The organism is Bacillus sp. 37MA (genome assembly GCF_000372765.1).
GTDB lineage: Bacteria > Bacillota > Bacilli > Bacillales > Domibacillaceae > Domibacillus > Domibacillus aminovorans.
Window position 1 is genome coordinate 636,083 of sequence record NZ_KB889752.1, and the last position, 22,229, is coordinate 658,311.

At 41.8% G+C, this 22,229-nt stretch carries 26 protein-coding genes; all 26 read left to right on the top strand.

Annotated features, from left to right (window positions below):
• The gene (gene fliI / locus A3M5_RS0103365; RefSeq protein WP_018392347.1) at positions 1–1,314 is read left to right on the top strand and encodes a flagellar protein export ATPase FliI; all 1,314 of its coding nucleotides are present in this window, start codon (positions 1–3) and stop codon (positions 1,312–1,314) included.
• Positions 1,315–1,321: 7 nt separating this feature from the next.
• On the top strand, positions 1,322–1,768 hold the full coding sequence (fliJ, locus tag A3M5_RS0103370) for a flagellar export protein FliJ (RefSeq protein ID WP_018392348.1): 447 nt from the start codon (positions 1,322–1,324) through the stop codon (positions 1,766–1,768).
• Positions 1,769–1,773: 5 nt separating this feature from the next.
• Entirely contained in the window at positions 1,774–2,403 is a 630-nt protein-coding gene (locus tag A3M5_RS0103375; RefSeq protein ID WP_018392349.1) for a MotE family protein, read from the top strand.
• Between the two features lie 53 nt (positions 2,404–2,456).
• Positions 2,457–3,797, top strand: a complete 1,341-nt coding sequence (locus tag A3M5_RS23600; RefSeq protein WP_018392350.1) for a flagellar hook-length control protein FliK — start codon at positions 2,457–2,459, stop codon at positions 3,795–3,797.
• Between the two features lie 4 nt (positions 3,798–3,801).
• On the top strand, positions 3,802–4,458 hold the full coding sequence (gene flgD / locus A3M5_RS0103385; RefSeq protein WP_018392351.1) for a flagellar hook assembly protein FlgD: 657 nt from the start codon (positions 3,802–3,804) through the stop codon (positions 4,456–4,458).
• A 15-nt stretch (positions 4,459–4,473) separates the two neighbouring features.
• Complete coding sequence (locus tag A3M5_RS0103390) at positions 4,474–4,866, top strand: TIGR02530 family flagellar biosynthesis protein (RefSeq protein ID WP_018392352.1); 393 nt, start codon at positions 4,474–4,476, stop codon at positions 4,864–4,866.
• 94 nt (positions 4,867–4,960) lie between these two features.
• On the top strand, positions 4,961–5,746 hold the full coding sequence (flgG, locus tag A3M5_RS0103395; RefSeq protein ID WP_018392353.1) for a flagellar basal body rod protein FlgG: 786 nt from the start codon (positions 4,961–4,963) through the stop codon (positions 5,744–5,746).
• 30 nt (positions 5,747–5,776) lie between these two features.
• A complete protein-coding gene (flgG, locus tag A3M5_RS0103400; RefSeq protein ID WP_018392354.1) occupies positions 5,777–6,616 on the top strand; it encodes a flagellar basal body rod protein FlgG in 840 nt (279 codons plus the stop codon).
• 60 nt (positions 6,617–6,676) lie between these two features.
• On the top strand, positions 6,677–6,898 hold the full coding sequence (locus tag A3M5_RS0103405; protein WP_018392355.1) for a flagellar FlbD family protein: 222 nt from the start codon (positions 6,677–6,679) through the stop codon (positions 6,896–6,898).
• Positions 6,888–7,337 (top strand): flagellar basal body-associated protein FliL, encoded by a 450-nt coding sequence (fliL, locus tag A3M5_RS0103410; protein WP_018392356.1) that lies wholly within the window; start codon positions 6,888–6,890, stop codon positions 7,335–7,337. The genes A3M5_RS0103405 and fliL overlap by 11 nt, the downstream gene beginning before the upstream one ends.
• Positions 7,338–7,353: 16 nt before the next feature.
• On the top strand, positions 7,354–8,355 hold the full coding sequence (fliM, locus tag A3M5_RS0103415) for a flagellar motor switch protein FliM (protein WP_018392357.1): 1,002 nt from the start codon (positions 7,354–7,356) through the stop codon (positions 8,353–8,355).
• The gene (gene fliY, locus A3M5_RS0103420; protein WP_018392358.1) at positions 8,345–9,547 is read left to right on the top strand and encodes a flagellar motor switch phosphatase FliY; all 1,203 of its coding nucleotides are present in this window, start codon (positions 8,345–8,347) and stop codon (positions 9,545–9,547) included. Before fliM ends, fliY begins: the two co-directional genes overlap by 11 nt.
• Before the next feature lie 23 nt (positions 9,548–9,570).
• Positions 9,571–9,936, top strand: a complete 366-nt coding sequence (locus tag A3M5_RS0103425; RefSeq protein ID WP_018392359.1) for a response regulator — start codon at positions 9,571–9,573, stop codon at positions 9,934–9,936.
• A 12-nt stretch (positions 9,937–9,948) separates the two neighbouring features.
• On the top strand, positions 9,949–10,617 hold the full coding sequence (locus tag A3M5_RS0103430) for a flagellar biosynthetic protein FliO (protein ID WP_018392360.1): 669 nt from the start codon (positions 9,949–9,951) through the stop codon (positions 10,615–10,617).
• The gene (fliP, locus tag A3M5_RS0103435; protein ID WP_018392361.1) at positions 10,610–11,275 is read left to right on the top strand and encodes a flagellar type III secretion system pore protein FliP; all 666 of its coding nucleotides are present in this window, start codon (positions 10,610–10,612) and stop codon (positions 11,273–11,275) included. The genes A3M5_RS0103430 and fliP overlap by 8 nt, the downstream gene beginning before the upstream one ends.
• A 12-nt stretch (positions 11,276–11,287) precedes the next feature.
• The gene (gene fliQ / locus A3M5_RS0103440; protein WP_018392362.1) at positions 11,288–11,557 is read left to right on the top strand and encodes a flagellar biosynthesis protein FliQ; all 270 of its coding nucleotides are present in this window, start codon (positions 11,288–11,290) and stop codon (positions 11,555–11,557) included.
• Positions 11,558–11,563: 6 nt separating this feature from the next.
• Complete coding sequence (fliR, locus tag A3M5_RS0103445) at positions 11,564–12,340, top strand: flagellar biosynthetic protein FliR (protein WP_018392363.1); 777 nt, start codon at positions 11,564–11,566, stop codon at positions 12,338–12,340.
• Between the two features lie 4 nt (positions 12,341–12,344).
• On the top strand, positions 12,345–13,424 hold the full coding sequence (gene flhB, locus A3M5_RS0103450) for a flagellar biosynthesis protein FlhB (protein WP_018392364.1): 1,080 nt from the start codon (positions 12,345–12,347) through the stop codon (positions 13,422–13,424).
• A 21-nt stretch (positions 13,425–13,445) separates the two neighbouring features.
• On the top strand, positions 13,446–15,482 hold the full coding sequence (gene flhA / locus A3M5_RS0103455; RefSeq protein ID WP_018392365.1) for a flagellar biosynthesis protein FlhA: 2,037 nt from the start codon (positions 13,446–13,448) through the stop codon (positions 15,480–15,482).
• Complete coding sequence (gene flhF, locus A3M5_RS0103460) at positions 15,479–16,597, top strand: flagellar biosynthesis GTPase FlhF (protein WP_018392366.1); 1,119 nt, start codon at positions 15,479–15,481, stop codon at positions 16,595–16,597. Before flhA ends, flhF begins: the two co-directional genes overlap by 4 nt.
• Positions 16,590–17,480 (top strand): MinD/ParA family protein, encoded by an 891-nt coding sequence (locus A3M5_RS0103465; RefSeq protein WP_018392367.1) that lies wholly within the window; start codon positions 16,590–16,592, stop codon positions 17,478–17,480. Before flhF ends, A3M5_RS0103465 begins: the two co-directional genes overlap by 8 nt.
• A complete protein-coding gene (locus tag A3M5_RS0103470) occupies positions 17,477–18,568 on the top strand; it encodes a protein-glutamate methylesterase/protein-glutamine glutaminase (protein WP_018392368.1) in 1,092 nt (363 codons plus the stop codon). The genes A3M5_RS0103465 and A3M5_RS0103470 overlap by 4 nt, the downstream gene beginning before the upstream one ends.
• 6 nt (positions 18,569–18,574) lie before the next feature.
• Positions 18,575–20,602 carry a chemotaxis protein CheA gene (locus A3M5_RS0103475; RefSeq protein WP_018392369.1) on the top strand — a complete coding sequence of 676 codons (2,028 nt, stop codon included), beginning with the start codon at positions 18,575–18,577 and terminating at the stop codon, positions 20,600–20,602.
• Between the two features lie 15 nt (positions 20,603–20,617).
• A complete protein-coding gene (locus tag A3M5_RS0103480) occupies positions 20,618–21,055 on the top strand; it encodes a chemotaxis protein CheW (protein WP_018392370.1) in 438 nt (145 codons plus the stop codon).
• A gap of 12 nt (positions 21,056–21,067) precedes the next feature.
• Positions 21,068–21,709 (top strand): chemotaxis protein CheC, encoded by a 642-nt coding sequence (locus A3M5_RS0103485; protein ID WP_018392371.1) that lies wholly within the window; start codon positions 21,068–21,070, stop codon positions 21,707–21,709.
• A complete protein-coding gene (locus tag A3M5_RS0103490) occupies positions 21,702–22,199 on the top strand; it encodes a chemotaxis protein CheD (protein WP_018392372.1) in 498 nt (165 codons plus the stop codon). The genes A3M5_RS0103485 and A3M5_RS0103490 overlap by 8 nt, the downstream gene beginning before the upstream one ends.
• The last annotated feature ends 30 nt before the right edge of the window (positions 22,200–22,229 follow it).

Genomic DNA, 22,229 nt, shown 5'->3' on the forward strand with positions numbered 1-22,229 from the left:
ATGAAAGCACGTGAACTGCGATCCATCATTCCAACTATCGATACATTTAAACGATATGGACGGGTCAAGCGAGTCGTCGGTTTGATGATTGAATCACAAGGACCTGAAAGTTCTGTCGGCGATATCTGTTACATTCAGTCAAAAGATGGAAAAAAGACTATTATGGCAGAAGTAACTGGATTTAAAGATGAAATGATTATTTTAATGCCTTATACAAATATCAATGAAATTTCACCGGGTAGTCTTGTGGAATCGCTTGGTCATCCGCTTATGATCAAAGCAGGGCCAGCACTTGTTGGAAAAATTATTGATCCGCTTGGTGAACCATTCGATGATACGGTGCTCCCGCGCACAATGACGTCCATTGAAACGGAAGCAGAACCGCCTAATCCACTAACAAGACCACCAATTCATGAGAAGCTTGAAGTCGGCATACGGGCTATTGATGGGATGCTGACAGTTGGAAAGGGTCAGCGCGTTGGTATTTTTGCTGGAAGCGGTGTTGGCAAAAGTACATTGCTTGGTATGATTGCCCGCAATACGAATGCCGATTTAAATGTCATCGCGCTGATTGGTGAACGGGGCCGTGAAGTTCGTGAATTCATTGAGCGCGATCTCGGTCCAGAAGGAATGAAAAAATCGATCGTTGTCGCTGCCACGTCTGATCAACCAGCACTCATGCGTATTAAAGGAGCTTTTACAGCAACAGCGATTGCCGAATATTTTCGTGCTAAAGGGCTCAATGTAATGCTTATGATGGACTCTGTGACACGCGTAGCAATGGCGCAGCGGGAAATCGGTCTGGCTGTCGGTGAACCACCAGCCACAAAAGGGTATACGCCTTCTGTTTTTGCGATCATGCCAAAGTTGTTGGAGCGGACGGGGACAAATGAAAATGGCACGATTACAGCTTTTTACACAGTGCTTGTTGACGGTGATGATATGAATGAGCCAATTGCGGATGCGGTGCGGGGGATTTTAGATGGGCACATTGTACTTGACAGGGAACTTGCGAATAAAGGACAGTATCCAGCCATTAATGTACTGAAAAGTGTTAGCCGTCTGATGCCACATATTGTGGACCGTAGCCATTATGATTCAGCACTTACCGTACGGGATTCATTAAATACGTATTTAAACTCGGAAGATTTAATCAACATTGGAGCTTATAAAAAAGGTTCCTCTCCTGCAATCGATCGGGCGATTCAAAATTACCAGCCTATTCTTTCTTTTTTGAAACAGCGGACAGATGAAAAATCAACATTAGAAGAAACAGCATACGGACTAGTTCAACTGGCAGATAAAGGGGACTGACTAATAAATGGGCTATCATTATAAGTTTGATAAAATCTTGCAGTTGCGTGAACGGGAAAAAGAAGAGTCAGAGAATGTGTATCGGGAAGCGGTTGGACAGTTTGAAATAGAAGCAGAAAAGTTATACGACTTATTGAAGAAAAAAGAAGAATTGATCGATGTGCAGGAGCAAAAAATGAAGACGGGTTTTTCTGTTCTAGATATTCAACATTATCAACAATTTATTAGCAATCTTGAAAAGCTGATCGAACAGCAGCAACAAGTTGTTATTACAGCCAGAGGACGAATGCAATGGTGCGAGCAGCAACTGCAAGAAAAAAATATTGAAGTGAAAAAATATGGAAAAATACGCACAAAAGATTTAGCAGTATATCATAAATGGTTGAACGTGGAAGAAGCTAAACAAATGGACGAGCTATCTTCTATCCAATTTATGAACCGAAAGATCAGGTGAGTGAAATGGCCAGAAAAAAAAAGAAAGCATTGGCTGTAGATGCGGAAGAAAAGCAAGGATACAGCATATTTCAATGGATCATCTTCGTTGTCTTTATTCCCCTGTTATTCGCTATGACGATTGCACTTATTGTGATGACGATTGCTGGAGTAAATGTATTTGAGAAAACGAAAGAAGTGGCAGATAGTATTCCTTACGTTTCGGAATGGGTTGGTGCGGATGTTAAGCAGGATGGGAAAAAAGATGGAGACAAAATAGTCGAATTACAGGCGGAAATGAAAAATAAAGAAGCTGAGATTGAACGTTTACAAGGAAAATTGACAGACTCTGAAACAGAAATTGAAGATCTATTGACCGAGCAGGATCGTTTAAATTCAGAATTAAAGCAATTGCAGCAACAGCAGCGAGAAGAGGGGTTAGATCAAGGCACCGCAGCAAAAACGGAGACAAAAACGCTCATTAAAACATATGAAACAATGGGAGCAAAAAACATTGCGGGCATTATTGTCAATATGACTGATGCAGAAGCAGTTGATCTTTTAAAGCAGCTAAGCATTGAGAAACAGGCAGATGTTCTTGAAAAATTACCTGCAGAAATTGCTGCCGAATATACAAAAATATTGTCGAATGAATGAAGAAAAATAAGGATATTTATGAGATAATAGGTAGCGGAAAGAGGTGTGAAAAGATGCAGGCTATTTTCGGGTCAATTGCTTTACCTGGTGCATCGATTCCAGCAGGAGTAAGTTCAATTGTAGGCCAAAAGACATCGAAAACAGAATTTAAACAAATGCTCGGCGCTGTACAGCAATCGATTCAATCTGGAAAAGTAGGGACAATGGCTGATGCAATCCCGCTAACTGCTGATTATACCACTGTACTCGGAGCTATCGTGAAACCGGTCGAATCGCTTATGGATATTCCAGATATGGACCTAGACCCGGAACTCGTGAAAATGGCAGAACGGCTGCTCAAAGATGGTGATATGCCAACAATGCAGGAACTTGCACTCATTCTTGGAACAGATGTCGAAACAATCATGGTATCCATTCAGCAAATGGCGTCTTTATTTGCGAATGAGGAAACGATGAAACAATTGCCGGAAACAGTACCAGTCGCAGAACTTGCATCAGTCGTACAATTAATTGCAGCTAATGCACTGCAAATTGTGAAGGAAAGCGATAAACAGGCAGCTGTTATGGTGATGAAAGCCGCACAAATTGCTCAGCAATTTACAGAACAACAACAGCCGCCGGCAGAACAGGCATCTAAATTATTGCAATCAGCATTACAGCAGGCAGCCTCAATGTTGCAAAAGGAAACGGTACAAACGAATTCTACACGTCAAATAGCGATGCAAACAGCATATGCACGCTATAACTCGGCGGCAATCAGTGGCCAGCCGGCTGGGCAGCCGAAAGTAGCCGAAACCCCGTTAGTAAAACAGGAAGTCACATTCATCCCAGCCGGCATTGAAAAGGCGAAAGTTGAAACTGTAACGGTACGGCCGGCTTTAGGCCAGGAGGCACTCAATCCTGTCATTCATCAAATGACGAAAATAGAACAGGTTGCGATGAGTGTTAAAACCGATTCACGTCCGATGAATATGGAGCAATTTATCGAGAAATTTACGCAAATTCTTGGCAATTCAAGTTTGATGAAAACGCCGAATGGCACAAAATTATTGATTAAGCTTTATCCAGAACAACTTGGCACGCTTCGTATTGAACTTTTGCAGCAAAATGGCGTGATAACGGCGAAAATTTTATCATCGACGCAAGCAGTAAAAGAGTTGCTTGAGCAAAATGCTCATCAATTAAAACATGCATTCGGTCAGCAAAACGTCAATGTGGAGAAGATTGAAATAACCAACCAGGAGACGAGACAGCAAATGTTTGATCGGAACAATCAACAAGATCGTCAAAATGGACAAAAGCAACAAAATGATCAACAGCAAGCTAATCAAGTAACGGAAGAAGAAAATGGTTCGTTTGCGGACCTTTTAACAGATATAGAAATCGAGGTGTAAATTCATGTCGAAAATTGATCCATCCCTTTATTTAGCCAATAATCCGGTTCAGACGAAACAGACGGGCAACAGCGGGCTTGGAAAAGATGAATTTTTGAAAATTTTGATGACACAGCTCCAAAATCAAGACCCGCTCAGCCCGATGGAAGATAAAGATTTCATCGCACAGATGGCACAATTTACAACACTTGAGCAAATGGTTAACATGACATCGATGATTGAAGAAATGGCGCAGACGCAGCAGGTATCACAAATGATTAACTATCAGTCCTTTATAGGGAAAGATGTTGTTTGGCATAAGATGACGGAAAAAACAGATGATGGGGGCGAACCGGTTGTAGAAACAGGTACAGGAACCGTTGCGTCGATTAAATTTACAGGTGAAAGTGTTCAATTTACGCTCTCAGATGGCACAGTCCTTGAGCCGGCTAACATATCAGAACTTATTGGCAGTAGCACAGGAACATCTGGCGGCAATGTAATCAGCTCGAACCCGCTCGTTGAGGCAAGCTACTTAATCGGACGTACAGTTACGTGGGGAGCAGAAGACAGTGAACAGAGTGCCTCAGTGAAATCTGTGTCAATGAAAGATGGACAAGTATGGCTTCAACTGATGAACGATGAAAAAATTGCAGCTTCAAGCTTAACGAAAATTGAATAGGCGGGTGAAGAACAGATGAAACCCGTAAATCCAATTATTACAGGAACCATGCAGCCATTTGCACCAGTTAAAAAAAACGTTGATCAAAAAGTGTCATCGTCATTTTCATTTGGTGAGACGCTTGAAAAAGTCATGTCAACCAGTTCAAAACCAATCATTTCAAAACACGCAGAACTGCGTTTAAAAGAACGAGGTATCGTGATTAACAGTGATCAATGGCAGTCAATTGGTGAAAAGCTTGCCGAAGCCGGTTCAAAAGGCGTGAAAGATTCACTCATCTTGTTAAAAGACGCAGCGCTTATTGCCAGCGCCAAAAACAACACAGTGATCACTGTGATGAATCGAGAAGAAGCAAGATCACAGATATTCACAAACATCAACGGTACAATTGTCATGGACAACGTATAATCGATCTATATATTATCAGGCTGGACCGAAAAGGAAGCCTAGCCGTCTGCCGACCGAATGACGCAGACGATATTCGAAAGGGGAAAACAAACCTATGTTACGCTCAATGTACTCTGGAATCAGCGGAATGAAAAACTTTCAATCGAAACTCGATGTGATCGGCAACAACATCGCAAACGTAAACACATACGGATTTAAAAAAGGACGTGCTGTTTTTAAAGATTTAGTGTCACAGCAAATTGCTGGTGCCAATGGGCCGACTGGCGGCGGGCGCGGCGGGGTGAACCCGAAACAAGTTGGCCTAGGCGCTCAACTTTCTGCCATTGATACGATACATACAGAAGGTTCGACACAAACGACGGGTCGTACGCTGGATTTAGCGATAAGTGGTGATGGTTTTTTTCAAGTGAATGATGGCACAAATACGTATTATACGAGAGCAGGTAATTTTTATATGGATGAAAACGGGGATCTCGTTAACTCAGATGGTTTTTATTTGGGTGCAGTAGGCACTCCGTTCAAAGTTCCAACGACTGCTACAAGTCTTAGCATTGGTACTGATGGAACGATAAGTTATATAGATGGTACTTTAAATACTAGTCAGCGAATAGAAATCGCTAAATTTCCGAACCCGGAAGGCTTACGAAAAGTAGGTTCCAATTTATATGAGGTAACGGACAACTCTGGAGTGCCAGTAGTTGGTATTCCAGGTGTAGATGGAAGAGGGATATTATCATCAGGTTCACTCGAAATGTCAAACGTCGATCTTTCAGAAGAGTTCACGGAGATGATCGTTGCGCAGCGTGGTTTTCAAGCGAATACACGTATTATTACGACGTCGGATGAAATATTACAAGAATTAATGAATTTGAAACGTTAATAATTGATAGATAGAGAGAAGGTTTTTTGGATGCTGCGAGCGATGTATTCAGGTTACAGTGGATTAAAAAGTTCACAGACTGAGTTAGATGTTACAAGCAATAATATTGCGAATGTAAATACTCACGGCTTTAAAAAAGGTCGAACGACATTTAAAGATATGTTAAGCCAGCAAGTATCTGGCGCTACTGAGCCAAGTGCGAATCGCGGTGGGACAAACCCATTGCAGATCGGACTAGGCATTCAGATTGGTTCAATCGACACCATTCAGACCCAAGGCAGCTTGCAGACGACAGGACGTTCACTTGATCTGGCCATTTCTGGCGAAGGATTTTTCATGCTTGGCCGTGGGGATGGCACGACAATCACTGATCACAAGTATACACGTTCTGGCAGCTTTTCACTTGACGAAAATGGTCATGTTGTGAATAGCGATGGAGATTATTTAATTAAAGCTGTGCCGGATCCAGCCAATCCACTTTTCGCTGTATTGTATATTCCGATTAACCTTCCGACAACAGCGAGCAACTTTAACATTGAAAAAGATGGGACGATCACGTACACAGACGAAAATGGAATGACGATAACGCAAGGCGGTCTTCCATTAGCAAAATTTACAAATCCGGAAGGTCTTGAAAAAAGTGGTACAAACAATTTTAGTGAAACGGTTAATTCAGGTGCACCTATGTATACCTGGCCAGGAGAAGGCGGTGTGGGAACTGTCGTAACAGGAATGCTTGAAATGTCCAACGTTGATTTTTCGGAAGAATTCACCGAAATGATCGTTGCGCAGCGTAGTTTTCAAGCCAATTCCCGCGTTATTACAACTGCCGATGAAATTGTTCAGGAAATTGCCAACTTAAAACGTTAATTCAGCATTTTCAACAGTGGGGAGGGGACAGGGCTGGGATCTGCTTCAGCCTTGGTATATATGATTACTGTGACGAGACTAAACGGCAAGACGTTTTCGCTCAATGCTATTTACATAGAAACGATCGAAAGTTTTCCTGATACGACGATTACGCTCACAAACGGAAAAAAATATGTTGTGCGTGAATCGCATAAAGAAGTGACGGCGAACGTTGAATCATTTTATACGCGTATTGCGCTTCTCGGAAAAGTAAAAGCAGGGGAGGACGACGATGGAGAGTGAAAAAAAAGAACAGAAAAATAAACTAATGATGATCATGATGATCGTGATGGCGGTCATCTTGCTTGCTGGGACAATAGCAGTTGTCATGATTTTAAAATCACCTGGTGGTAACAAGGCTGAAGAAGGGCCAAGCATTGATGAAGTTCTGGAAGCATCGGTGGATATGCCTGAAATGACGACGAATTTGGCATCAGATGACTTTATTCGTATTTCATTTAAAATACAGACAGACAGCGCAGATGCAATGGAAGAAATGACAAAACGTGACTTCCAGGCAAAAAATATCATCATCAAAAAACTTTCGGAAATGACGGCAGATGATTTAAAAGGTGAGGCCGGTAAAGAAAAATTAACAGAGATGCTCAAAAGCGAGTTGAATAGTATTATGAAAGGTGGAGAAGTAGAAGCCGTTTATATCACCTCATATATTATTCAATAAACAGGAGGGGACATATTTGTCAGGAGAGATCTTATCTCAAAATGAGATTGATGCGCTTCTTTCCGCTCTTTCAACGGGTGAAATGGATGCAGAAGAATTAAAAAAAGAAGAAGAGGAAAAGAAAGTGAAGGTGTATGATTTTAAACGTGCACTACGCTTTTCAAAAGATCAAATTCGAAGTTTAACGAGAATGCATGATAACTTTGCTCGTATTTTAACGACGTTTTTCGCTGCACAGCTCAGAACGTACGTCCAGGTCGACGTTGTATCTGCAGATCAGATTCCATATGAAGAGTTTATTCGCTCCATTCCTAATCGAACGATTTTAAATGTATTCGAAGTACCTCCGCTTGAAGGACGTATTTTAATGGAAGTAAATCCGAATGTTGCGTATTCAATGCTTGATCGCCTTTTAGGGGGACGCGGAGTCGGTGTAAATAAAATCGAGAATTTAACTGAAATCGAATCGAGAATTATGTCGAATATGTTTGACCGCGCATTTGAAAATTATCGTGAAGCATGGGCAAATGTTGTTGAAATTGATCCAATCGCGACGGATTTTGAAGTGAACCCTCAGTTTTTACAGATGGTGTCACCGAACGAAACCGTTGTGGTCATTTCATTAAATACAACGATTGGTGAAACGACGGGTATGATTAATATTTGTATCCCACACGTCGTACTCGAACCGATTATTCCGAAGCTTTCTGTTCAATACTGGATGCAAAATCCGGATAATAAAGAACACAGTCCAGAAGATATTCAAAGTTTGGAGAAACGGATTCGACAAGCCAATTTGCCAGTTATTGCAGAACTAGGAGAGTCAGATATTACGATTGAGGAATTTCTTTTATTAGCAGAAGGCGATATTATTGAATTAAACACATTAATCGATGCCCCGCTTACGATAAAAGTGGGAAGTGTTCCGAAATTTACGGCACAGCCAGGTCGAGTGAACCGAAAAGTTGCCGTGCAAGTACTCGATTACATGAAAGGAGGGGACAACGATGATGAGTAACGATATGCTGTCTCAGGATGAAATTGATGCATTGTTAAAAGGAAGCAGCGATGAAATGGACGATTTCACGCAACAGGAAAAAAGTACGGTTAACCGTGTAGAAGAATACTTAGATCATTTTGAGCAAGATACGCTTGGCGAAATTGGCAACATTTCATTCGGCAGTTCAGCAACAGCGTTATCAACGTTACTGAACCAAAAAGTGGAAATCACAACACCGACGGTTACAGTTATAGAAGAAAGTCGACTTAAAGATGAATTTCCTCATCCATATGCGGCGATTGAAGTTGAATATACAGAAGGATTTACTGGTGTGAATTTGCTTGTCATTCATCAGGATGATGCAGCGATTATTGCGGACTTAATGCTTGGCGGCAGTGGTGTTGATGTAGCCAGAGAGCTAGGCGAACTGCAATTGAGCGCAGTTCAAGAAGCAATGAATCAAATGATGGGTTCGGCGGCAACAGCGATGTCAACCATTTTTAATAAAAAAATAGATATTTCACCGCCGTCTATTTCGCTTTTGAATTTGAATGAAGGTAAAGGAAACGATACCATTCCAAAACAGGAACTTATAGTCAAAATTTCTTTTCGCTTAAAGGTTGGAAGTTTAATTGACTCAAATATTATGCAGCTCATTCCGCTGCAATTCGGAAAGCAGCTTGTAACGGAACTTATGAATCCTCCACAAGAAGAACAGGAGTCATCGCCTCAGCCGCCGCCAGTTGCAAATGAGGCACCGCCGCAGCCACAAGCTCCAGAAGCAACACCTCAGCCGGCTGTACGACCTGTTCATCAGACACGACCAATCCCGGTACGGGAATCGGAAGAACCGCGTCATATTGGTGGCTCTTCACTTGGACAACAGCCAGTCAACGTGGAAACAGCTGTCTTCTCGTCATTTGACACGCCACAGCTCGGTGAACAGGAAGCGCGCAATTTGAATATGTTATTTGATATTCCGCTGCAAGTAACCGTTGAATTAGGCCGGACGAATCGTTCTGTCAAAGATATATTAGAATTGACGTCAGGTTCGATCATTGAATTGGACAAGCTGGCAGGTGAGCCGGTAGACATACTCGTCAACAAACGGTTAGTGGCAAAAGGGGAAGTTGTTGTTATTGAAGAAAATTTCGGTGTGCGGATTACAAATATTGCAAGTCCAGCGGATCGGTTGAAAAATTTAAATTAATCTTTTACAGGGGGTCAGGAACAATGGCGAATCGAATTTTGGTTGTAGATGATGCTGCATTTATGCGCATGATGATTAAAGATATTTTGACGAAGAATGGTTTTGAAGTAGTCGGTGAAGCAGAAAATGGTGCACAGGCAGTAGAGAAATACGTTGAATTAAAACCCGATCTTGTCACAATGGATATCACAATGCCCGAAAAAGATGGAATTGCTGCATTAAAGGAAATTAAAGCAGCAGATGCTGCAGCAAAAGTGATTATGTGTTCGGCAATGGGTCAACAGGCGATGGTCATTGACGCGATTCAAGCCGGTGCGAAAGACTTTATTGTGAAGCCATTCCAGGCGGATCGTGTGATTGAAGCTATATCTAAAGTGTTATCCTCATAAAGGTGTGATCACGTGAACTTATTTTTAAAATGGATAATGCCCTTTTTATTCGCAATGGCTCTGTTCTTTGGCAATCAACTGATTGCCGCGGCAGAGCCATTTGATTCGAATGTGAAAGAATGTATTGAAAACCCAGATTTGTGTGCAGAAGAAGAGCCGGCAGGCAGCGGGAAAACAGAAGCGGATTCAAAAACCGCAAGTGAACCGGTCGGAATCGGATTTTTAGATGTCGTTCGCATGGTCGGGGCGCTCGTTTTCGTTGTAGCGCTTCTTTATTTTTTATTGCGGTTTATTAATAAAAAAAGCCGCTCGTATCAAGAAAATCATACTGTTCGTCATCTTGGCGGTACCGCGCTTGGAGGAAGTCGATCCGTGCAAGTTGTCAAAGTGGGCAGCCGTGTGCTTATTCTTGGTGTTGGTGAAAATGTGGCGTTGTTAAAAGAGATTGAGGATGAAGAAGAACGAAATGAGCTGCTTGCCCGCTATGAAGAACAATTGGACGCAATGATGCAGCCTTCTGATATCATTAATCGAATGAAGTCACAAGTAGAACGAAAGAAACAAACAACCGGATCATCAGATTTTAAACAGGAATTAGAGCGGAAAATGGCTGATCTGAAAAAAAGCCGTGGACAAGCCGTTCAAGATTTAACAGACAGGGAGCAGAATAAAGATGAATGAATTCATGGAGTTTTTCAATTCAAGCTCACCTGAAAATGTGTCTACGTCTGTTAAATTGCTATTAATGCTGACCGTTTTGTCGGTGGCGCCGAGTATCTTAATTTTAATGACCTGTTTTACACGTATTATTATCGTGTTGTCGTTTGTAAGAACGGCACTTGCAACGCAGCAAATGCCGCCAACACAAGTACTTCTCGGCCTCGCGCTCTTTCTAACCTTTTTTATTATGTCGCCTGTTTTGCAGGAAGTAAATGATGAAGCATTGACGCCTCTTTTTAACGAAGAAATTAACCTCGAAGAAGCGTATACATTGGCGAGCGGTCCATTTAAGGAGTTTATGAGCGTTCATACGAGGCAAAAGGATTTAGAATTATTTTTGAATTATACGCAGGCAGAACAGCCGGAATCGATTGATGATATTCCACTCACAACGCTTGTACCAGCATTTGCGTTAAGTGAAATTAAAACGGCTTTTCAAATTGGTTTTATGGTGTTCATTCCGTTTCTCGTCATTGATATGATTGTCGCAAGTGTCCTCATGTCAATGGGGATGATGATGCTCCCGCCAGTAATGATTTCATTGCCGTTTAAAATTTTATTGTTCGTACTGATCGACGGCTGGTATCTCGTCATTGAGTCGCTGCTACAAAGCTTTTAGGTAGGTGAAGAAATGAATACAGAGATGGTTCTTTCCCTTGCTGAAAAAGGGGTTTATACAACAATTATCGTTTGTGCACCACTCCTTTTGCTTGCGCTCGGAATCGGTCTTGCGGTTAGTATTTTTCAAGCAACGACGCAAATTCAAGAGCAGACGCTGGCATTCGTTCCGAAAATTGTGGCTGTTCTTGTTGGAATGATTTTTTTTGGACCATGGATGCTGTCACGTATTGTGTCGTATACAATGGAGATTTTCACAAATTTAACGAGGTTTGTTGGGTAATGGCAGATGGATGAATTATTTCCTAATCTATCTGTATTTCTACTTATTCTCGTACGTGTATCGGCATTTTTCGTGACGATGCCGCTCTTTTCATATCGTACAATCCCAGCGCAGCACCGGATCGCTTTTGCACTTGTACTTTCATGGACGATGTATTATTCAATAGATGCCAGTCCGCTTGAAATAAATGGTGAATACATATTGCTCATTTTAAAAGAAGCAATGACTGGATTATTAATAGGATTAGCTGCCTTTATCGTTCTATCTGCGATTCAAATTGCTGGTGGATTTATCGATTTTCAGATGGGGTTTGCCATCGCCAATGTTATTGACCCACAGACCGGCGCACAGAGTCCGCTAATGGGACAATATTTATACATGTTTTCATTGCTCATGCTGTTGGCACTTAACGGCCATCATCTTATATTGGATGGGATTTTTTATAGTTATGAATTTATTCCGATGGATCAATTGTACTTGCCCTTTGGGAATGGAGAAGCGGCTTATTATATGGCGAGGACATTTAATGCCGTCTTTATCATAGCGTTTCAAATGGCAATGCCTGTTGTTGCCGTGTTGTTTTTGACCGATGTCATGCTCGGTATCGTCGCCCGGACAGTTCCACAGCTCAATATTTTTGTTGTCGGATTTCCGCTCAAAATTGGTGTTGCTTTTATCGTTGTCTTTATTGTCCTCGGTGTTATTTTTACATTAGTACGCGAATTGTTCGGAATGATGCTACATACAATGCGTGATTTAATGACGATTTTTGGAGGCGGATAGCACCATGCTGTTGAAACTGAATCTGCAATTTTTCGCGGGAGAAAAAACGGAAAAAGCGACGCCGAAGAAGAAGCAGGACTCCCGTAAAAAAGGGCAGGTAACCAAAAGCCAGGATTTAAATACAGCGGTCAGTCTGCTCGTATTATTTGGTTTTTTATTGGTTTTTGCGGCGTCGATGGGCCGGAATATTTATCAGATGTTTCAGCACTCTGTTGAATACTACATGCTTATGCCTGTTACTGAAGCGAATTTAAAGGCGATTGTATTTGAAATTATGGAGCAGTGCGCATTGATACTAGGTCCATTTATGGGCGCAGCGGTCCTTGCGGGAGTAGTGGCCAACTATGCACAGGTCGGCTGGCTTGTAACCGGTGAGCCGATTAAACCGAAACTTGAAAAATTGGATCCGATTAAAGGATTTAAACGTATTTTTTCCATGCGGGCCATTGTCGAACTGTTAAAGTCGATATTGAAAATTGGTTTTGTAGGAACTGCGGCCTTTATTATTCTTTGGAACAATAAAGAAGATGTACTAAAACTGGCGTTAAAGCCGATTGAAGATACGCTTCCGCTCGTTGGAACATTAACCGTGCAGATGGGACTTGTCGCTGCTGCAGCACTGCTTGTCCTCGGCGTTCTTGATTACTTTTATCAAAAGTTTGATTTTGAAAAAAGTTTGCGCATGTCCAAGCAGGATATTAAAGATGAGCATAAAAACACAGAAGGAGACCCCCTCATTAAATCACGTATTCGTCAGACACAGCGTGAAATGGCCATGCGCCGTATGATGCAGGAAGTGCCGGATGCAGATGTTGTGATCACAAATCCAACCCATTATGCGATTGCGCTAAAATATGATGATGCAAAACTTGATGCACCGTATGTCGTTGCGAAAGGAACAGATTTCATTGCGCAAAAAATCAAACTGATAGCCAAAGAAAATGACGTCACAATGGTTGAAAATAGATCACTGGCAAGAGCCTTACATGATCAAACGGAAATCGGAGATGCGGTGCCAGAAGAATTTTTTAAAGCAATTGCAGAAATTCTCGCATACGTTTACCGTATTAAAAATAAAGTGTAATTTTTGTTGGGAGAGAAAAAAATGAAAGCGAGAGACCTCTCTGTTTTATTCGGAGTCATTTTAATCGTTGCCATGCTTGTCGTGCCGCTTCCTACGTGGCTATTAAGTATACTTATCATCATAAATATGTCTCTTGCGCTGCTCGTTTTGCTTATCTCGATGAATATGAAAGAAGCGCTTGAATTTTCTGTGTTTCCTTCGCTGCTTTTGCTGTTGACATTATTCCGGCTTGGTCTGAATGTGTCGACAACGCGTTCCATTTTAAGTCACGGGGAAGCAGGGGGCGTTGTCGAGACATTCGGCACATTCGTAGTCGGAGGAAATATTGTGGTCGGGATGGTTGTCTTTCTCATTCTCGTTATTATTCAATTTCTTGTTATTACTAAGGGTGCTGAACGTGTATCAGAAGTGGCAGCCCGGTTTACCCTCGATGCGATGCCTGGTAAGCAGATGAGTATTGATGCTGATTTAAATGCCGGTATGATCTCAGAAGTTCAGGCGCGTGAACGGCGTGAAAAAGTGAGCGGTGAAGCTGATTTTTACGGGGCCATGGACGGTGCGACGAAATTCGTTAAAGGGGACGCGATTGCCGGGATTATTATGGTTATTATTAACTTGATTGTCGGGATGGTGATCGGCGTCATGCAGCAAGATTTGTCTTTCGGAGAATCCGCTGCACGCTATTCTCTTTTAACAGTCGGCGACGGTCTTGTTTCACAAATTCCAGCGCTTCTCATTTCAACAGCAACTGCGATTGTTGTGACACGTGCCGCATCGACGGGCAACCTTAGCGGAGATATAAACATCCAGCTTCTTCGTTACCCATCAATGCTCTATATTGCGGCGGGCACGATCTTTTTACTAGGGATTGCAACACCGATTAACGATATTTTAACGATTCCGATAGCGATAGGACTTGCGCTAATCGGCTATATGAATTCCCGTTTACCAAATAAAGAGTTGGATGATCCGGCGCCTTCAGAAGAAGAAATCGAAACAGATGAGTTGAAAAGTCCAGAGTCAGTCGTGAATTTATTGACAGTCGATCCAATTGAATTTGAATTCGGTTACGGACTTATTCCACTCGCAGATACGAACCAAGGCGGCGATCTTCTTGATCGTATCGTCATGATTCGAAGGCAGCTAGCACTTGAACTCGGTCTCGTCATTCCGATCGTCCGCATTCGCGATAACATTCAGTTGCAGCCGAATGAATATCGGATGAAAATAAAGGGAAGTGAAGTAGCGGGCGGCGAATTGCTCCTCGACCATTATTTAGCGATGAGCCCTGGTGAAGAAGACGATATGGTTGAAGGAATTGATACGATTGAACCATCCTTTGGTCTTCCAGCAAAATGGATTACAGAAGATGCAAAAGAACAGGCGGAAATTTTCGGTTATACCGTTGTGGACCCACCAAGCGTTGTGTCAACTCATTTAACAGAAATCATAAAAAAACACGCGCACGAATTGCTTGGTCGACAGGAAACGCAGCAACTAATCGATCATTTGAAAGAATCGTATCCCATTTTAGTCGATGAAGTTACACCGAATCCACTATCCGTCGGTGAAGTACAAAAAGTGCTGGCAAAATTATTGAAAGAAAATTTATCAATCCGCAATTTGCCGATTATTTTTGAAACCCTCGCTGACTTTGGCAAAATGACATCAGACATGGATTTATTAACCGAATATGTACGCCAGGCTCTTGCTCGTCAAATTACGGTGCAATTTGCGGATGATAGTGGCTCGCTAAATGTGATTACATTATCAGGTCGAATTGAAAAATTAATTGCAGATGGTGTACAGCAGACAGAACATGGGAATTATTTGTCAATCGATCCGAATGACTCACAGCGCATTTTAGAAGCGACAGCCCAGCAAGTAGAGCAAGCATCATTTATGCAGCAGTCACCGGTTATTCTTTGTTCACCGGCAGTCCGCATGTATGTGCAGCAGCTGCTTGAGCGATATTTTCCACAGATACCTGTTTTGTCTTACAATGAACTTGAACCAAGTGTAGAAGTCCAGAGTACAGGGGTGGTGACAATTGAATGAAAATGAAAAAATATATGGCGTCATCTATGCCAGAAGTCATGAAAAAAGTGCGAGCTGAACTTGGCCCACAGGCGGTTATTTTACAATCAAAAACAGTGTACACAGGTGGCGTTTTTGGGCTGTTTAAAAAGAAAAATATTGAAGTGGTCGCAGCAATAGACCCATATATAGAAGCAGTAGAAAAAACACCAGATGTAAAGTCTGCTCCAGCATCCATTCAACAGCCGCCACCGCTGCCTGCAGATTTTAAAAAAGAAATGCTGGAAATGAAGCAAATGATCCGACAGTTAAAAGAATCAAAGCAGGCTGATTTTTTATATCCGGATGTATTGCAGCCAGTACTTGAACAATTAAAAAGGCAAGGGTTATCTGATGAGCTGCGCCAAATGGCAGCGGAATATCTTTTGACAAAGTGGCAAGAAGAACGAAGTGAGACAACGAGTGTGAAAGTACGCAAGTGGACGATAGAATTTCTTACGGAGTGTTTGTCACCTTGCCGTACAGTAAACGAAGAAACGGCAAAATACATATATTTACTTGGCCCGACTGGTGTCGGCAAAACGACGACAATTGCAAAACTTGCATCGCAAAAAGTGCTTGATGAAGAAAAAAAGGTGGCATTCGTTACAACGGATACATACAGGATTGCAGCTATTGAGCAGCTGAAAACATATGCAAGTCTTCTAAATGTCCCATTTAAAGTAGCTTATTCAAGAAGTGATATGGAAGAAGCGTTTCATTCTCTCACAAAATATGATGTCATATTTATTGATACAGCCGGCCGCAATTACCGAGAGAAAAAATATGTAGACGATTTACAGAACTTGATGTCGAAGAAAAAAGGAGAATCTCTTACCTATCTTGTTTTAAGTGCAGCATCAAAACAGGAAGATTTAGAAGAAGTCATTCATAATTTCACAACGGTTCAAGTGGATGGTTTTATTTTTACAAAAGTAGATGAAACAAAAACTAAAGGCACAATTTTGAATTTAATGTATAATTACAAAGTAGGTACAACATTCATTACGAATGGTCAAAATGTACCAGATGATCTTCAAAAAACAACGACTATATCTATTATTCAATCATTGTTCGAGGGTACATGTGATGAATGATCAAGCGGAAACACTCAGAAAAAAAATCAGGCAAAAAGCGGCTGAAATCAATAGGATGAAAAAAAACTGTGCAAAAACAGTAGCCATTGTCAGTGGAAAAGGCGGTGTTGGGAAAACAAATATTTCAGTGAACCTTGCTATAGGACTCGCCAAATTGGGAAAAAAAGTTTTGTTGTTTGATATGGACATCGGTATGGGTAATATATATCACTTAATAGGCCAAGATCCTGGACATTCTATTGCTGATTTCTTCATAAAGGGGGAACCGCTTGCGAGCTTGATCAAGTCTGGACCTGAAGGGGTTTTTTTCATTCATGGCGGTTCAGCAGCCATTCAACTATTTGAGTGGGATGACTCTTATATGGAAAAATGGATTCAGGCTCTCGAAGAACTTATCGATGACTACGATTACTTATTGTTTGATATGGGAGCGGGTGCATCAAAAGAAAGTTTAAATATTTTGCATGCCGCAGAAGAAGTGTTAACGGTCACGATACCAGAACCAACAGCGATAACGGATGCTTATTCTATGATGAAATATATTTATTTACGTGATCAGGAAAAAATTTTTTATTTAATATGCAATCGGGTTGAATCTGCAGAAGAAGGACGGAAAACAGCGGGTCGTCTTAAGCAGACGATGGAGACATTTTTGCATGTCAGCCCGACTATTCTTGGTTCACTTCCAGAAGACAGCGTTGTTCGGAAATCAGTCACAGCCGGACAGCCGTTTATGATTTTGTATCCGGAAGCGCGTATTTCAACAGCGCTTGATAACATTGTAAAGAAGTATGCTGGTTTGCCTGCGAATGAAGAAAATCAACCAACAGGTTTCATCGATAAATTGCGGCGTTTTTTTACAGAAAGAAGGGACAGCCGATGAAATCCAAAAAAATTCTTGTTGTGGACGACTCTGCATTTATGAGAAAGCTGATTTCTGAATTTTTATCCGAGCACCCGGACCTCGAAGTGATTGCGTCTGCACGAAACGGACATGATGCCGTTAAAAAAGCAATAGAGTTAAAACCGGATGTCATTACGCTCGATATTGAGATGCCGGAAATGAACGGGCTGGAAGCTTTGAAATTGATTATGGACAAGCAGCCATGTCCAGTAGTCATGCTGTCGAGTATAACGAAAGAAGGAACGGACACGACATTAAAAGCAATGGAAATGGGCGCTGTCGATTTTATTGCTAAACCATCCAGGGCGATCTCGCTGGACCTTCACGAAATTAAGGATATATTAATTGAAAAAGTGCTTGCTGCAGCAAAAGCAAATATTAGCATGAAGCCTGTATTAGCAGCAAAACCGACAGTTATCGAATCGTTTGTTCAGACCAATCCGGGTCAGAGAGATCGTATGACACTTCCTTCTCGATATAAAAAAATGGATAAAATCGTGCTCATCGCTACATCAACAGGCGGCCCGCGTGCACTGCAGCATGTTATAACGAAACTGCCCGCTGCGCTTTTGGCCCCCGTTGTGATTGTACAGCACATGCCGGCAAGTTTTACGAAGTCGCTCGCTGATCGGCTTGATTCGTTGTCGGACATGCGAGTAAAAGAAGCGGAAGACGGAGAAATTTTACAAAAAGGGACGGCTTATATCGCACCAGGAGGCTATCACTTAAAGCTTAGGAAAGTCGGTTCTTCTATTGTTGTAACACTTGATCAAACGGATCCAGAAGGTGGACATCGTCCAGCTGCTAATGTGACGTTCCGCTCTGCATCAGCAATCCAGGGTGTTGAAAAAGTCACAGTGATCATGACGGGTATGGGTACAGACGGTGCAGACGGTTTGATCAAGTTGAAAGAAACAGGCGTAGTCAAAGCCATTGCAGAATCGAAAGAAACGTGCGTCGTGTATGGCATGCCAAAAGCAGCGGTCGCGACACATCTTGTTGACGAAATAGTGCCGGTCGATGAAATTGCCGTAACGATTGTTAAATACGTAAATGATAAGAGGTGAAGACGGATGGATACGAATCAGTATTTGGAAATTTTTATTGATGAAAGTAAAGAACATTTACAAGCAATGAATGAGCATTTACTAGAACTGGAAAAAGATCCTGTGAATATTGCAATTGTCAATGAAGTCTTTCGATCTGCCCATACGTTAAAAGGGATGTCTGCCACAATGGGATATGAAGATCTTGCTGACTTGACACACAAAATGGAAAATGTGCTTGATGCGATTCGCAATCATAAAATTGCCGTTACATTAGAAATTATGGATGTTGTCTTTTCTTCTGTTGATGACCTTGAAGCGATGGTAAATGATATTTCTTCCGGCGGTGATGGGAAGCGGGATGTAACCGAAATCGTTACGAAACTGTTGGAAATTGAACAGGGTGAAACGGTTTTGTCACCAGAAGTAAAAGGAGAAGAGTCCCCTTTATCACTAAAATCAGACTTTCAGTACGATGAATTCGAGCGTACTGTCATCGAACAGTCTAAAGAACAGGGCTTTACATGTTATGAAGTTGCAGTCTTTTTGCGTGCTGACTGTGTGTTAAAAGCAGCTCGCGTGTTCATGGTATTTGAAGTGCTTGAAAAATGTGGTGAGGTGATTAAATCAGTTCCGCCTACAGAAAAATTGGAAGAAGAAAAATTTGATGAATACTTCACCGTTACACTTATTACGAAAGAACCAGCAGAAGATATTGAAGAAAAAGTAAAAAAAGTATCAGAAGTTGATCAAGTGACCGTCATGGAAGTTACGAATTTGAGTATGAATGGGTCTCATCAGGAAAAAACTGCTCCTGCGCAAGAACCGAAACAAATAGACGTGAAAAAAGAAATAAAGCCAGCGGTAAAGAAAAGGGACGACGTAAAAGAGTCAAAGCATGCTGTAACGAATAAGACAATCCGCGTCAACATTGAGCGACTTGACATTTTAATGAATTTATTTGAAGAGCTCGTCATCGATCGCGGCCGTCTTGAGTCGATCTCCAGCGAACTGAACCATTCTGAATTAAATGAAACGGTTGAGCATATGTCACGCATTTCAGGTGATTTGCAAACGATTATTTTGAACATGCGCATGGTACCAGTCGAAACAGTCTTTAACCGTTTCCCGAAAATGGTTCGACAGTTGACGAGGGATTTAAACAAGCAAGTGAACCTCGAAATTATCGGTGCAGAAACCGAGCTCGATCGGACGGTAATTGACGAAATCGGTGATCCACTCATTCATTTAATCCGCAATGCGATGGATCATGGTATTGAAATGCCAGCAGACCGTGTTGCAAAAGGAAAACCAGCTGAAGGTACAGTGAAATTAAAAGCATACCATAGCGGCAATCATGTTTTCATTGAAATTGAAGATGATGGAGCAGGTATTCACAAAGATAAAGTGTTGAGAAAAGCATTGGATAAAGGAATTGTCACAGAAGAACAGGCGCTTACACTGAGTGACCGCCAAATTTATGAACTTATACTGGCATCGGGCTTTTCAACAGCAGATGTTGTCTCTGATTTATCGGGGCGTGGTGTCGGACTTGATGTTGTCAAAACGACGATTGAATCACTAGGTGGTTCGATTACAATTGATTCTGTTGAAGGATCAGGATCGATTTTCTCAATTCAACTACCATTAACACTATCGATTATTTCCGTCATGCTTGTAGAAGTGGAGAAAGAAAAATATGCGATCCCGCTTTCCTCTATTATTGAAACGGCGATTGTCAAGAAGGACGAGGTGTTGAACGCCCACAACCAGCAAGTCATTGATTTCCGTGGCAAAGTCGTTCCGCTTCTTTTCCTTGAAAATATTTTCTCTGTCCCACATCAAGATGATGAGGACCGCTTCTATTCGATCGTTATTGTTAGAAAGGGTGAAAAAATGGCCGGTCTCGTCGTTGATTCCTTTATCGGTCAGAAAGAAGTCGTCTTGAAATCACTCGGTAACTACTTAACGAATGTATTTGCTATTTCGGGAGCAACGATTTTAGGTGACGGACAAGTGGCGCTTATTGTAGACTGCAATGCGCTCATTAAATAAGAAGGAGGTACGGCTATGAGTGAGACAAGTGCTCCAAGCGCTGTGAAAGTCATTGCTTTTCAATTAGTAGATAAAGAGTATGCTTTGCCTGTTCATCAAGTCTACTCCATCGAAAAATTAATGCACATTACGCGTGTACCCGGCACCGTGCCATTTGTAAAAGGTGTAATCAATTTGCGTGGCGTTGTGACACCAATTATTGATTTACGTAGTCGATTCGGCTTGGTAGACGAAAAATACGATGACACAACTCGCATTATTATTGCGGCGCTCGATGATATGGAAGTCGGTCTTATTGTGGATGGAGCAAATGACGTACTTGACATCCCTCTTGATGCGATTGAGCCACAGCCTGAAGTTGTAGGGTCCATGGGCGATGAATATATTACGGGAGTTGCAAAATTGGAAAAAAGACTGCTCATTATGCTTAGTCTTGAAAAGATCTTTAAATAAAGGCGGTTCATGATGAACTACATTGATAATATTCAACCGATTCATCTCGATATTTTAAAGGAAGTTGGCAACATAGGGGCAGGCCACGCAGCAACGTCGCTGTCTATTCTTTTAAATAGAAGAATTGATATGAAAGTACCGAGTGTAAGCATTGTACCATTTTCAGAGATGATGGAATTAACTGGCGGATCTGAACAAGAAGTGGTCAGTGTCAGCCTTCGAATTGAAGGAGAAGCAGGTGGAAACATGTTTTTTATACTCACAGTAGCAGAAGCAGACCGCTTTATTCGTAAGTTAATGTCAGATGATTTATTTACATTTCACAATCGTGAAGCACAGCATATTGGTTTTTCAGCCATGCAGGAAATGGGGAATATATTATCCGGTTCTTATCTATCTGCGCTGAGCGATTTTACGCACTTAAAATTGCAGCCGTCTGTACCAGAGCTTGCTATCGATATGTTCGGTGCGATTATTAGTTACGGTCTGCTTGAAATTTCACAGTACAGCGACTATGCCATTGTGATCGACACGGTATTAACTGAGCTTGAAGATGACAATGTAGAAACTGTGAAAGGACATTTCTTTTTACTGTTGTCTCCGGACTCATTCCCGGTTATATTCGAGGCACTCGGAGCCGGATACAGTGAATAATGTACATGATGTTGTCAAAGTAGGAATTGCTGATATAAATGTCGTTAGACCGCCAGGGACGATACGTACGTCAGGGCTCGGTTCCTGTGTCGGAGTCGTTATATATGATGAAACAGCTCGAATTGCGGGAATGGTTCATATCATGCTGCCGGACTCAAGCCTTGCGAAATCAGGTGCGAAAAACGAAGCGAAGTTTGCGGATACGGGCGTGCCTGCGCTCATAAAAGAGTTAACACAAAGCGGTGCACGTCCATTTCGCTTAAAAGCAAAGATCGCAGGCGGTGCGCAAATGTTTCAGTATAAGTCCGGTTCTGATTTGATGAAGATTGGCCCACGGAATGTAGAGGCGGTCAAACAACAGCTGAAAATAGCTCGTATTCCGATTCTTGCCGAGGATGTTGGTGGAAACAGCGGACGAACGATTGAATTTGATCCATTAACATCTATTCTGCATATTCGGTCGGTCAGTAAAGGCGAACAGCGGTTGTAGGCAAAGCAGCGGATATAAAACCGCTGCTTT